The 12673-nt window shown below is 65.5% G+C and carries 12 protein-coding genes; 5 read left to right on the plus strand and 7 right to left on the minus strand.

All coding sequences use genetic code 11. The features are described 5' to 3' along the window. The first annotated feature begins 74 nt into the window (after positions 1-74). Positions 75-2072 carry a glycoside hydrolase family 15 protein gene (locus tag D6M19_RS10685; RefSeq protein ID WP_123025171.1) on the plus strand — a complete coding sequence of 666 codons (1998 nt, stop codon included), beginning with the start codon at positions 75-77 and terminating at the stop codon, positions 2070-2072. Positions 2073-2081: 9 nt separating this feature from the next. Here the strand turns inward: D6M19_RS10685 and D6M19_RS10690 are convergent, their stop codons facing one another. After that, complete coding sequence (locus D6M19_RS10690) at positions 2082-2780, minus strand: sensor domain-containing protein (RefSeq protein ID WP_123025172.1); 699 nt, start codon at positions 2778-2780, stop codon at positions 2082-2084. Then, on the minus strand, positions 2777-4624 hold the full coding sequence (lepA, locus tag D6M19_RS10695; protein WP_123025173.1) for a translation elongation factor 4: 1848 nt from the start codon (positions 4622-4624) through the stop codon (positions 2777-2779). The genes D6M19_RS10690 and lepA overlap by 4 nt, the downstream gene beginning before the upstream one ends. Before the next feature lie 106 nt (positions 4625-4730). Here lepA and D6M19_RS10700 point away from each other — a divergent pair, with 106 nt between their 5' ends. Next, positions 4731-5321 (plus strand): type II toxin-antitoxin system PemK/MazF family toxin, encoded by a 591-nt coding sequence (locus D6M19_RS10700; protein WP_123025174.1) that lies wholly within the window; start codon positions 4731-4733, stop codon positions 5319-5321. A gap of 3 nt (positions 5322-5324) precedes the next feature. On the opposite strand, the gene D6M19_RS10705 is transcribed toward D6M19_RS10700, so the two are convergent. After that, positions 5325-5930 (minus strand): GNAT family N-acetyltransferase, encoded by a 606-nt coding sequence (locus tag D6M19_RS10705; RefSeq protein WP_164478428.1) that lies wholly within the window; start codon positions 5928-5930, stop codon positions 5325-5327. Further along, positions 5923-6351 carry a CBS domain-containing protein gene (locus D6M19_RS10710; protein ID WP_123025290.1) on the minus strand — a complete coding sequence of 143 codons (429 nt, stop codon included), beginning with the start codon at positions 6349-6351 and terminating at the stop codon, positions 5923-5925. Before D6M19_RS10710 ends, D6M19_RS10705 begins: the two co-directional genes overlap by 8 nt. Before the next feature lie 137 nt (positions 6352-6488). Here D6M19_RS10710 and D6M19_RS10715 point away from each other — a divergent pair, with 137 nt between their 5' ends. Further along, a complete protein-coding gene (locus tag D6M19_RS10715; RefSeq protein ID WP_123025175.1) occupies positions 6489-7514 on the plus strand; it encodes an aldo/keto reductase in 1026 nt (341 codons plus the stop codon). A 98-nt stretch (positions 7515-7612) separates the two neighbouring features. Beyond that, the gene (locus D6M19_RS10720; protein ID WP_123025176.1) at positions 7613-8470 is read left to right on the plus strand and encodes a ribonuclease Z; all 858 of its coding nucleotides are present in this window, start codon (positions 7613-7615) and stop codon (positions 8468-8470) included. A 239-nt stretch (positions 8471-8709) separates the two neighbouring features. On the opposite strand, the gene D6M19_RS10725 is transcribed toward D6M19_RS10720, so the two are convergent. The 3 genes from D6M19_RS10725 to D6M19_RS10735 are packed head-to-tail and all read right to left on the minus strand — an operon-like array spanning position 8710 to position 12247. Further along, entirely contained in the window at positions 8710-9549 is an 840-nt protein-coding gene (locus tag D6M19_RS10725; RefSeq protein ID WP_123025177.1) for a transglutaminase family protein, read from the minus strand. Beyond that, positions 9550-10530 carry an alpha-E domain-containing protein gene (locus tag D6M19_RS10730; RefSeq protein ID WP_123025178.1) on the minus strand — a complete coding sequence of 327 codons (981 nt, stop codon included), beginning with the start codon at positions 10528-10530 and terminating at the stop codon, positions 9550-9552. Beyond that, entirely contained in the window at positions 10511-12247 is a 1737-nt protein-coding gene (locus tag D6M19_RS10735) for a circularly permuted type 2 ATP-grasp protein (protein ID WP_123025179.1), read from the minus strand. Before D6M19_RS10735 ends, D6M19_RS10730 begins: the two co-directional genes overlap by 20 nt. Positions 12248-12404: 157 nt before the next feature. Between D6M19_RS10735 and rpsT the strand changes: the two genes are divergently transcribed. Continuing rightward, a complete protein-coding gene (gene rpsT / locus D6M19_RS10740) occupies positions 12405-12665 on the plus strand; it encodes a 30S ribosomal protein S20 (protein WP_123025180.1) in 261 nt (86 codons plus the stop codon). Positions 12666-12673 lie beyond the last annotated feature (8 nt).

Consider the following 12673-nt stretch of genomic DNA (forward strand, 5'->3'; position numbering starts at 1 on the left):
AGTTCGAGCCAGCAACGCTGGACATACCCTCCGACAAGTGGACGCCGAGCCGGTTTGGAGTCGATGATGTCCGCATGGTTCTGCAACAGAATGAAGAGGCCGACGAGGCCGCGTCGCCTGCGCCGTTGACCGTGACGGCCCCGGTGCCGTACGCGCCGAGCGGAGCGTTGCGGAACCCGTTTCCCCCGATCGCCGACTACGCGTTCCTGTCCGACTGCGAAAACACCTGCCTGATCTCGTCGGCCGGTTCGGTGGAGTGGCTGTGTGTACCGAGGCCGGACTCCCCCAGCGTGTTCGGCGCCATCCTGGATCGCGGGGCCGGACATTTCCGGCTCGGGCCCTACGGCGTCTCGGTGCCCGCGGCCCGCCGCTATCTACCGGGCAGCCTGATCCTGGAGACGACTTGGCAGACCCACACCGGCTGGATCATCGTGCGCGACGCGCTGGTGATGGGCCCGTGGCATGACATCGAATCGCGGTCGCGCACCCACCGCCGCACCCCGATGGACTGGGATGCCGAGCACATCCTGCTGCGCACGGTGCGGTGTGTCAGCGGCACCGTCGAGCTGGTGATGCAGTGTGAGCCGTCGTTCGACTATCACCGCGTCAGCGCCAGCTGGGAATACTCGGCCCAGGCCTACGGCGAGGCGATCGCGCGGGCCAACAAGGATCCCGACTCGCACCCGACGATGCGGCTGACCACCAACCTGCGCATCGGGCTGGAGGGCCGCGAGGCGCGCGCCCGCACCAGGATGAAGGAAGGCGACAACGTCTTCGTCGCGCTGAGCTGGTCGAAACACCCAGTGCCGCAGACATATGACGAGGCTGCCGACAGAATGTGGCAGACCAGCGAGTGCTGGCGGCAGTGGATCAACATCGGCGACTTCCCCGACCACCCGTGGCGGTCCTACTTGCAGCGCAGTGCGCTGACGTTGAAGGGCCTCACATACTCGCCGACGGGCGCCCTTCTGGCGGCGCCGACGACTTCGCTGCCCGAAACCCCTCAAGGCGAACGAAACTGGGATTACCGCTACGCCTGGGTGCGCGATTCGACGTTCGCGCTGTGGGGGCTTTACACCCTCGGGCTGGATCGCGAGGCCGACGACTTCTTCGCGTTCATCGCCGACGTATCCGGTGCCAACAACGGTGAACGCCACCCGCTGCAGGTGATGTACGCCGTCGGCGGCGAAAGAACCCTGGTCGAGGAGGAGCTCAAGCACCTGTCCGGCTACGACAACGCCCGCCCGGTGCGGATCGGCAACGGCGCATACGACCAGATGCAACACGACATCTGGGGCACGATGCTGGACTCGGTTTACCTGCACACCAAGTCGCGTGAGCAGATTCCGGAGACGCTGTGGCCGGTGCTCAAGCAACAGGTCGAAGAGGCGATCAAGCACTGGCGCGAGCCCGACCGTGGCATCTGGGAAGTGCGCGGCGAACCCCAGCACTTCACGTCCAGCAAGATCATGTGCTGGGTGGCGCTGGACCGCGGCTCCAAGCTGGCGGAGATCGAGGGCGAGCGGTCGTACGCTCAGCAGTGGCGCGCAATCGCCGAGGAGATCAAGGCCGACATCTTGGCCAACGGCGTGGACTCCCGCGGGGTGCTCACCCAGCGCTACGGCGACGACGCACTCGACGCGTCGCTGCTGCTGGCGGTGCTGACCCGGTTCCTGCCGTCCGACGACCCACGGGTGCGCGCCACCGTCCTGGCGATCGCTGACGAGCTGACCGAGGAAGGGTTGGTGCTGCGCTACCGCGTGGAGGAAACCGACGACGGGCTGTCCGGCGAGGAGGGCACGTTCACGATCTGCTCGTTCTGGTTGGTGTCGGCGCTGGTCGAGATCGGTGAGATCCACCGCGCCAAGCACCTGTGCGAACGGCTGCTGTCCTTCGCAAGCCCACTACACCTCTACGCCGAGGAGATCGAGCCGCGCACCGGACGCCACCTGGGCAACTTCCCGCAGGCCTTCACCCACCTGGCGTTGATCAACGCGGTCGTGCACGTCATCCGCGCCGAGGAGGAGTCGGACAGCTCTGGCGGGTTCCAGCCCGCCAACGCGCCGATGTAGCTGCCGTCCTTACTTCACCGCGGCGTTGTTGATGATGTCGATGGCCATCGTCGCAGCCTCGTCGGCGAGGTTGTAGGCACAGACCCAGGTCTCGACGGTCAGGTTGGACGCCGCCGCCAGTGCATGCTGACACCCCCAACCGTCGGCGTCCTCCTGGGTCGCCAACTGGGTGATCAGACCGTCCCCACTTGCCACGTCTCCGAACTCCCACAGCGAGCTGGTGTCCTCGGTGTCCACCGCCAACGACGACCCCGCGCACTTCTCCCAGCTCGATTTGGACTTCTCGAAAAACCGGCTGGCGTTGCTCGCCTGCGGGTAGATCACCCCGGTCTGCTCGATCCAGTGGTCGTTGTCCTCATCGGGTTCGCGAACCACGATGTCGCGCACCGCCGTCCATCCGCTGCCCTTGTAGACGGGTTCCTCTGCTCCGAACATCGCGCCCAGACAATCCGGGTCGGACACCTTGTCCGATGAATCCGTCATATCGTCCATATCGCTGGTCACCTCGAGCTCGGTGGTCCCCATGATGTCGTTGATCTCGTCGATGGGGAGCAACACCTCGTCAAGGGCCGACTCGTCCAGCCGCGGCACATCCGTCGGCACCGTCTTCGCGTCGCGCACCGCGATGCCGGAAACGGTGCTCACACAACCGGATACCGCCATCATGGCGGCCACGGCCATCCCGACGACGAGCGCCCGCGCTGTCATTTCTTCGGCTTGTCGCTCGCGGCGTCGCTCGACAACGCCGCAACGAAGGCCTCCTGCGGAACATCCACGCGCCCGATGGTCTTCATCCGCTTCTTACCTTCCTTCTGCTTCTCCAGCAGCTTGCGCTTACGCGTGATGTCGCCGCCGTAACACTTCGACAGCACGTCCTTGCGAATCGCGCGGATGTTCTCGCGGGCAATGATTCTCGAACCGATCGCGGCCTGCACCGGAACCTCGAACTGCTGGCGCGGGATGAGTTCCTTGAGCTTGGTCGTCATCTTGTTGCCGTACGCGGCCGCGGCGTCCTTGTGCACGATCGCGCTGAACGCGTCGACGGCCTCACCCTGAAGCAGGATGTCGACCTTGACCAGATCGGCTTCCTGTTCGCCGGCCTCCTCGTAGTCGAGGCTGGCGTACCCGCGGGTGCGCGATTTCAGCGAGTCGAAGAAGTCGAAGATGATTTCGCCCAGCGGCATCGTGTAGCGCAGCTCGACGCGCTCGGGTGACAGATAGTCCATGCCGCCCAGCTCCCCGCGGCGGGACTGGCAGAGCTCCATGATGGTCCCGATGAATTCACTCGGGGCGATGATCGTGGTCTTGACCACCGGCTCGAACACCGTGCGCACCTTGCCTTCCGGCCAGTCCGACGGGTTGGTGACGACGAGCTCGCTGCCGTCGTCCTTCTCTACGCGGTAGACGACGTTGGGCGAGGTGGAAATCAGGTCCAGGTCGAATTCCCGCTCCAGCCGTTCCCGGGTGATCTCCATGTGCAGCAATCCGAGGAAGCCACACCGGAAGCCGAAGCCCAGCGCCACCGACGTCTCCGGCTCCCAGACCAGCGCTGCGTCGTTCAGCTGAAGTCTGTCGAGGGCGTCGCGCAGGTCTGGATAGTCGGAGCCGTCGACCGGATACAGCCCGGAGTAGACCATCGGCTTGGGTTCGCGGTAGCCGGTCAGCGCTTCGGTGGCGCCGTGGCGCGCCGTCGTCACGGTGTCGCCGACCTTTGACTGACGGACGTCCTTCACACCCGTGATGAGATAACCCACCTCGCCGACCCCAAGGCCCACCGACGGCTTGGGATCGGGCGACACGATGCCGACCTCCAGCAGCTCATGGTGGGCGCCGGTGGACATCATTTTGATCCGCTCGCGCGGCAGGATCTTGCCGTCGACGACGCGGACGTAGGTCACCACACCGCGATAGATGTCGTAGACGGAGTCGAAGATCATCGCGCGGGTCGGCGCGTCGGCGTCGCCCTGCGGCGAGGGCACCTCGCGCACGACGTGGTCGAGGAGATCGGCGACGCCATCGCCCGTCTTGCCGGACACCCGCAGCACGTCGGTTGGCTCGCAGCCGATGATGTGGGCGAGCTCGCCTGCGTAGCGGTCGGGATCGGCGGCAGGCAGGTCGATTTTGTTCAGCACCGGGATGATGTGCAGGTCGCGGTCCAGCGCCAGGTACAGGTTCGCCAGCGTCTGCGCCTCGATGCCCTGGGCGGCGTCGACCAGCAGCACAGCGCCTTCGCATGCCTCCAACGCACGCGACACCTCGTAGGTGAAGTCGACGTGGCCGGGCGTGTCGATCAAGTGCAACACGTAATCGGTGCCGTCGACTTTCCACGGCAGCCGGACGTTCTGAGCCTTGATGGTGATGCCGCGTTCCCGCTCGATGTCCATCCGGTCCAGGTACTGCGCGCGCATATCACGGTCCGCGACAACGCCGGTGAGCTGCAGCATCCGGTCGGCCAGCGTGGACTTGCCGTGGTCGATGTGCGCGATGATGCAGAAGTTCCGAATCTGCGCCGGCGCGGTGAAGGTCTGGTCGGCGAAACTGCTTATGGGAATCTCCTGGTCAGGCTTCGTATAGCGGAGGCGCTATACGCGTCCAGGGTATCGAGCGACCGGCACGCCGACACAATCGCGCGCATTCCGCTTCACCTATGCTCCGAATATGGCCTCGCAATGGAAGACCTTCCAGCGCTTAGCGGAGCACCTGGTGTTCAACGAGGGGCCCAGGTTCATCCGTCAGCTGCAGCGGCCCGAGACGCTGCCCCGCAGCATCCAGCAGGGCATCAAGGCGGGTATCGACGCCCTCACCGGAGTCGTTGACGAGTCCAGACCCGCCATCACGGCCGGGCGCCCGGTCACCGACAACAGCGTTCCCACCGCGCAGCGGGCCCGCAGGCTGGTGTACGCGCCCGATCTCGACGGCCGCGCCGATCCCGGGGAAGTGGTGTGGACGTGGGTGGTGTACGAAGACGACCCGTCGCGGGGTAAGGATCGCCCGGTTCTTGTGGTTGGCCGCGACCGTCGCACCCTGCTCGGCTTGATGCTGTCCAGCCAGGAGCACCACCGCAACGATCGCGAGTGGGTCGGTATCGGTTCGGGGCCTTGGGATTACGAGGCCCGCCCGAGCTGGGTGCGGTTGGACCGGGTACTCGACGTGCCCGAGGAGGGCATCCGCCGCGAAGGCGCGATCCTCGAGCGCGAGACGTTCGAGATCGTCGCGACACGGCTGCGCCGCGACTATTCGTGGAGCTGACACCTACCGCGGCGCCCGCCACATCGGAATCATCGTCGGTCCATCGGGTACCCGAATCTCACCGATCTGCTCGAATCCAAACCGGGTGTAGTACGGGATCAGCGATTCCTCGCTCGCCTCGAGATACGCCGGGGCCCGCTCGCCGTCACAGCGATCAAGGCGTGAACGCATCAGCGCCTGGCCGAAGCCGGCGCCCCGCACAGACGGGTCGCTGCCGATGACCATCAGATACCAGTGCGGCTCCTCGGGGTGAGCCTCCTCCATGAGCTTGCCGAGGGTCTTGGTCTGCTCGGCCCGCGAATGGAAGTGCCATGCCAACGTGGGCATCATCTTCAGCTCTTCCCATCGCGACGACTTGCGCCGGCCCGGCGGGTCCCACAGCGTGGCCGCGCCGATGACCCCGCCGCGGCCGGCCACCTCCGAACCGCCGCGGGAGAGGAAATGGTTTCTGGTCAGCGACGCGAACATCGGGGGCAGCGCCTTCGCCCTTGCGCTGTCGTCGGGCAGCAGGTACTTCATCACCGGGTCGTCATAGAAGGCCCTGGCCAGCACTTTGGACTGGGAGCGAACGTCTGCCCGCGCGGTGGGGCGAAGTTCGATCTCAGCCACGGGTGATGTAGTCCTGCAACGCCCGCTGCTCGGTCTCCAGCTCCTCCATCCGCTGCTTGACGATGTCGCCGATGCTGACGATGCCGACAAGGCGGTCGTTCTCGACGACCGGAACGTGCCGGACGCGCTTGGTGGTCATCACCGCGGTGAGGTGATCGACCGTGTCGGTCGGCGAACATGTCGCGACCATCGTCGTCATGATCGCCGAGACCGGCAGCCTCAGCAGCTCGACGCCGTGTTCGTGCAGTTTGCGCACCACGTCGCGCTCCGAGACGATGCCGGCGACACCGTCGGCCGACACCACGACCATGGCGCCGATGTTGTTGACGGCGAGCTCGGTGAGCAGCCCGGAGACCGACGTCTCGGGGGTGATCGTCGCCACTGCGGCGCCCTTCGTTCGCAACACGTCCGCGATTCGCATCGTCGCCTCCATAGTGACCGAGTTCACACCCAGGTTAGGTCGAACTCGGTCGACGGGAAAGCATCTTCGTCGGAACAGCCTCGCGGCGGTTTCGGTTGGACGAACGTGAAGCGACAGTCGACACGAGGAATGAAAGCATGACTAATAAAACTGGTGACGTGCCCGCAGTCGCCCTTGGCGACGAGTTGACGGTCAGTGCAATCGGTTTCGGAGCGATGGCGTTGACGCCGGTGTACGGCGAGGTCGACGACGCCGAATCGCTTGCGACGCTGCACAGCTGCCTCGACCTCGGCGTGACATTCATCGACACCGCCAACGTGTACGGAAGCGGGAACAACGAGCGGCTGATCTCCAAGCTGCTCGCCGACCGTCGCGATCAAGTCACCCTGGCCACGAAATTCGGCATCGCGGGCAACCCGGCCGACCGGGCGGCAGGCAGCCTGATCGCACACGGCGACGCCGCGTATGTCCACAAGTCCATCGACGAGAGCCTGTCGCGGTTGAAGACCGACGTGGTCGACCTCTATTACATGCATCGTCGCGACCCTTCGGTGCCCATCGAAGAGACGGTCGGCGCGATGGCCGAGCTGGTGACGAAGGGCAAGGTGCGCCACCTGGGGTTGTCGGAGGTGACGGCCGACGAGCTGCGCGCTGCGGTCGCAGTGCATCCGATTGCCGCGGTGCAGAGCGAGTGGTCGATTTGGAGCCGTGACGTGGAGCGCAATGTCGTGCCGACGGCCGCCGAACTCGGCGTGGGTTTTGTCCCTTATTCACCGCTGGGCCGCGGCTTTCTGACCGGTACCGTCCGGTCGGCGGCCGATCTCGCATCGACGAACGACTTCCGCAAGACGATGCCGCGGTTCGCCGAAGGGGCCTTGGACGCCAACCTCGCCGTTGTGGACGTCGTGACGTCGGTCGCGGAGGCGGCGGGCGCGACGGCGGCCCAGGTCGCGTTGGCATGGTTGAGGTATCGCGCCGACGGGTTCGGTGTCGCATCTGTGCCGATCCCGGGCACCCGGCGGGCCGCCCGCGTTGAAGAGAACCTGGGATCGTTGTCGGTGGTGCTCGATGCGGATCAGATCAATGCGCTGGACGCCGTCGCAGATGCGGTGTCGGGCAACAGGTTCCGCGATATGAGCTGGGTGTCCGCCGGCCGCGAGTAGCTGCCGAGGGCGTCAGGCCGCTGCCGCTGCAAAAGGAATCGTTACCTGAAAAAGCCGTTCTGTCACACTTGGATGTCAAGTAACGGTAGGCATGACCCATGATCGAAGTCACCCTGCTCGGCACCGGCAGTCCTGTACCCGACGCGAACCGGGCCGGTCCGTCGACCCTCATCCGGGCGGGCGGGCAGACGTTCCTGGTCGACTGCGGACGCGGTGTGCAGCAACGCATGACCGCCGTCGGCGTCGGCGCCAACAGCCTGACGGCGCTGCTGCTCACCCACCTGCACAGCGATCACATCGCCGACCTCGGCGACCTCATCATCACCCGATGGGTGACCACCTTCGAGCCCGACCCGCCGCCCCTGCCGATCATCGGGCCGCCAGGCACGGCGGATGTCGTCGACGCCACGTTGAAGGCGTTCGGGCGTGACATCGGCTACCGGATCGCGCACCACGCCGACATCACCGGTCCGCCGCGCGTCGAGGTGGAGGAGGTGACCGAAGGTGTGGTGTGGGGCAGCGACGGAGTCGGCATACGGGTGGCGCCGACCGATCACCGACCGGTCGAACCCACGATCGCATTCCGGGTCGAGTTCGACGGCGCTTCGGTGGTCCTGGCCGGCGACACCGTGCCGTGCGCCAGCCTGGACGAATTGGCCTCAGGCGCTGGCGCGCTCGTACACACGGTGATCCGCAAGGACCTGATCATGCAGATGCCTGCGCAGCGCATTCGCGACATCTGCGACTACCACTCCTCGGTCGAGGAGGCGGCTGCCACCGCGGAGCGGGCCGGTGTGGGGATCCTTGTCCTCACCCACTACGTCCCCGGCATCGCGCCCGGGCAGGAGGACGACTGGCGTGCACTGGCGGCGACCGTCTTCGGCAGGCAGATCGAACTCGGAGACGACCTGCTGCGGGTCGAGGTACACCCCGGCGTGTGCCGCAGCGAGGGTTAAGCCACCAGGGCGTAGCGCCTCGGCCGCTGGCTCGTAGGTCATGACGGCGAAGTGGTCGGCGTCGACGTCGGTGACGGAAAGCGACGCGATGTCGGCGGGGACGACCAATCCACCGTTGAGCGGCCGGACGCACCGCATCAGCGCAACGGGCATGGTCAGGTGCCGCCACGATTGCGGCCAGTCATGGCCGGTGGCCTCGCGGGATGGGAGGTCGAGATCGAACTCCTCGGCCATGAAGGTCAGGCTAGCCGGGAGATCTCCACCACCACGTCGAGGTCGGTCGAACCCTCCCCCGAATAGACGCCCTTCAACGGTGAGACGTCCGAATAATCGCGGCCCACACCCACACTGATGTACTGCTCATTGATGTCGGTGTCGTTGGTCGGGTCATAGTTCCACCAGCCGCCCGTCCACGCCTGAATCCACGCGTGGCTCTGACCGTCGATGGTTTCGCCGACCGAGGCCTTATGGTTGGGATGCAGATAGCCCGATACGTACCTGGCCGGGATTCCCATGCCCCGCAATAGAATCAACGTCAGATGAGCGAAGTCCTGGCAGACGCCTTTGCCTTCCCGGTGAGCATCGAGTCCTGATGAGTGGACACCGGTGGTGCCCGGCACGTATTCCAGCTCACTGTGCACCCAGTTCGCGGCGGCGGTCACCGCTTCCAGCGGTTCGTGATCCTTGGCGATCTTCTGGCCCACCCTGACGATGCGCTTGCTGGTCGGCGTGTAGTGCGTTGGCCCGAGCACTTCGTCGAATTGGTCGAAGACCGCCTCGGAGTTCAGGTCGTCCCAGGTGACCTTCTCCTCGGGGAGCGCATCGCTGTCGGTTTCCACAACCGACGACGAGGTGACCTCCAGTTCAGTGTGCGGGGCGTGCAGATCGAAGGACGTCACCGCTGTGCCCCAATAATCGACATAGCGATACGAACGCGTCGCGGGAACGGTTTCCACACGGTTGAGGATGACGTTCTGCCGAGAGTCCGACCGCGGCGTCAGGCGTGCCTCGTTGAACGAGGCGGTCACCGGTGACTTGTACGCGTAACCGGTCGAGTGCACCACCCGTAGGCGCCACATCTAGACCTCACCTTCCTCGATGACAAGCGACCCGTTGCGGCCCGCATCCGTCCACGCCACCCACGGCGCGGAGTGGAAGTACTCCAGCGCCAACGCTTCTCCGACGTCGCTACACGTCTTCTGCAGGCCGGCAAGGCGCTCTTCGAGCGATTCCAACAGCACGCCGGGACGAAGGAACTCCAGCTCGCTGCGGGCCCGGCCCAGCAGTCGCTGGGCTTCGGCAGTGGCGCCGACCCGGTTCAGCGCGCGGTGGTGCAGTTCGTCGAGGCTGTGCTCGGCCAGCCGAAGCGAATAGAACACCGACCGCGGGAACAACCGGTCCAAGAGCATGAACTCGACGACGCGGACCGCGTCGAGCACGCCGCGATACGTGCGCAGATAGGTGTCGTGCGCACCGGCGGAGCGCAGCACCGTCACCCAGGCGGGCGACGAGGCGCTGTCCCCGACGCGGGAAAGCAGCAGTCGAACCGTCATGTCGACACGTTCGACCGCACGACCGAGCACCATGAACCGATAGCCGTCATCACGGGACAGGGTCGAGTCGGCAAGCCCGGCGAACATCGCCGCACGGCCCTCGACGAAGGACAAGAACTCGGCGGGCCCCAGACGCTTGGCTGCACGCTCACGTTCGGGTAGGGCGTTATACGTCGTGTTGAGGCACTCCCAGATTTCGGTGGACGTGACTTCACGTGCACCTCTTGCGTTCTCGCGCGCAGCCGATATCGACTCGACGATCGAGCAGCCACCGTTGGTGTCACGGCTGAAAGCGACCAGGTCGGTCAACGACCAGACATCGAGCGCCTGATCTTCCGGTGGCTCGATGCCCAGCACCCGCAACAGCGTGCGGGACGCCTGGTCGGGGTCGACGCTGGAGTCCTCGAGCAGTTGGTGGACCGTGACATCGAGGATGCGGGCGGTGTCGTCGGCGCGCTCCACGTAGCGCCCGATCCAATACAGCGATTCAGCGTTGCGGGCGAGCACAATTCATCACCGCCTGCTGTTGTTGTTGCTGCTGCTGGCTCTGGCCGGGACCCTGCGACTGAGGCTGCGATTGCGACTGCTGCTGTTGCTGCTGCGCCGACGACTCGCCGTTCTTGTCGCTCTTCGCCCCCTTTGGCGCCTTGGGCAGCTTGCGGACCACTTCGGCGGCGGCCAGCTCGCGGTCGGCCGCCGAGGTGCGCGACGCCAGTACCCAGGTGTCCTTGGAGCCGCCGCCCTGACTCGAGTTGACCACCAGCGATCCCTCCGGGAGCGCGACGCGCGTCAGGCCGCCCGGAAGAACCCACACATCGTCGCCGTCGTTCACCGCGAACGGCCGCAGGTCAACATGGCGCGGGGCCAGTTTGTCGTCGATCTGTGTCGGCACCGTGGACAGTTGCACGACCGGCTGGGCGATCCAGCCGCGCGGGTCGTTGCGGATCTTTCTGCAGATCGTGGCGAGCTCTTTCTCGGAGGCGTTGGGTCCGAAGACAATGCCGTAGCCGCCGGAGCCTTCGACGGGTTTGATCACCAGCTCGTCGACACGGTCGAGCACCTCCTCGCGTTCGTCGTCGAGCCAGCACCTGAAGGTGTCGACGTTGGCGACCAACGGCTTCTCGCCGAGGTAGTACTCGATGATCGTTGGCACGTAGGTGTAGACGAGCTTGTCGTCGCCGACGCCGTTGCCGACTGCGCTGGAGATGACGACGTTGCCTGCGCGCGCCGCGTTCAGCACGCCGGCAACGCCGAGCACGGACTTGGGATTGAAATGCATCGGATCGAGGAAGTCATCGTCGATGCGGCGGTAGATGACGTCCACCTGGCGCTCACCCTCGGTGGTCCGCATGTAGACGGTGTTGTCACGGCAGAACAGGTCGCGCCCCTCGACCAGCTCGACACCCATTTGCCTGGCGAGCAGGGAATGCTCGAAGTAGGCGGAGTTGTAGACCCCGGGCGTCAGCACCACCACGGTCGGATCCGCTTCGTTGGATGCAGCGGCGTTGCGCAGCGCCCGCAGCAGATGCGACGAGTAGTCGCCCACCGCGCGCACCCGATGAGAGGCGAACAGGTTGGGAAAGACGCGCGCCATCGTGCGGCGGTTCTCCATCACGTACGACACGCCCGACGGAGAGCGCAGGTTGTCCTCCAGCACCCGGAAGTTGCCCTGCGCATCGCGAACCAGGTCGATGCCTGCCACGTGGATACGCACCCCGTTGGGCGGGACGATGCCCGCGGCTTCCCGGTGGAAGTGCTCACACGAGGTGACCAGCCTGCGCGGGATGACCCCGTCGCGCAGGATTTCCTGCTCACCGTAGATGTCGTCGAGATACATCTCCAGCGCCTTGACGCGCTGCCGGATGCCCTTCTCCAACCGAGACCACTCGGCAGCGGAGATGACTCGCGGCACCAGGTCGAGCGGGAACGGGCGTTCCTGGCCAGACAGTGAGAACGTGATGCCCTGATCGACGAACGCGCGACCGAGGGCCTCGTTGCGCGCTTCCAGCTCAGAGGCGTCGGACGGGGCGAGCTCGGCGAAGATGCCCTTGTACGGCCCGCGAACGTTGCCCTGCCCGTCGAACATCTCGTCGAAGGCTTTGGAGTAGCTGCCCAGGTCGTTGTAGCCGTCGAAAATTCCGTCGTAGCGCGCGGTTCGGCGGCCATTGCCGCGGGCGGATTTCGCGGTGTCGGTCGGCAATGTTCGAAGGGTCACGCCTGACATGCTGCCCCAACCGCCGCGTTTCCGCAGGCCAGTGGCTTCCCCTTCTTGACCACTTTGGGCTTTTACCCACGGCGCTGGTAATCTGAACACTCGCTGCCCGTGCGACGGGCGCCAGACTTTGCCCAACCCCAACGAAGATTTACGAAGGAACTAGCGCGTGGCCAACATCAAGTCGAAGGTAAAGCGCAACCGCACCAACGAGCTTGCCCGACTGCGCAACCAGTCAGTGAAGTCCTCACTGCGCACGGCCGTCCGCTCGTTCCGTGAGGCTGCCGAGGCGGGCGAGAAGGAAAAGGCCGCCGAGTTGCTCGAGTCGACCAACCGCAAGCTGGACAAGGCCGCCAGCAAGGGCGTCATCCACAAGAACCAGGCGGCGAACAAGAAGTCGGCGCTGTCGCGCGCCTTCAACAAGCTCTGATTCGACTG

It is taken from the genome of Mycolicibacterium stellerae (assembly GCF_003719305.1).
Lineage (GTDB): Bacteria > Actinomycetota > Actinomycetes > Mycobacteriales > Mycobacteriaceae > Mycobacterium > Mycobacterium stellerae.

Coding starts and splice junctions, on each gene's coding strand:
- D6M19_RS10685 (WP_123025171.1), top strand. CDS start 75: ATGGTTCTGCAACAGAATGAAGAGGCCGACGAGGCCGCGTCGCCTGCG.
- D6M19_RS10690 (WP_123025172.1), bottom strand. CDS start 2,780: ATGACAGCGCGGGCGCTCGTCGTCGGGATGGCCGTGGCCGCCATGATG.
- D6M19_RS10700 (WP_123025174.1), top strand. CDS start 4,731: ATGGCCTCGCAATGGAAGACCTTCCAGCGCTTAGCGGAGCACCTGGTG.
- D6M19_RS10710 (WP_123025290.1), bottom strand. CDS start 6,351: ATGCGAATCGCGGACGTGTTGCGAACGAAGGGCGCCGCAGTGGCGACG.
- D6M19_RS10715 (WP_123025175.1), top strand. CDS start 6,489: ATGACTAATAAAACTGGTGACGTGCCCGCAGTCGCCCTTGGCGACGAG.
- D6M19_RS10720 (WP_123025176.1), top strand. CDS start 7,613: ATGATCGAAGTCACCCTGCTCGGCACCGGCAGTCCTGTACCCGACGCG.
- D6M19_RS10725 (WP_123025177.1), bottom strand. CDS start 9,549: ATGTGGCGCCTACGGGTGGTGCACTCGACCGGTTACGCGTACAAGTCA.
- D6M19_RS10735 (WP_123025179.1), bottom strand. CDS start 12,247: ATGTCAGGCGTGACCCTTCGAACATTGCCGACCGACACCGCGAAATCC.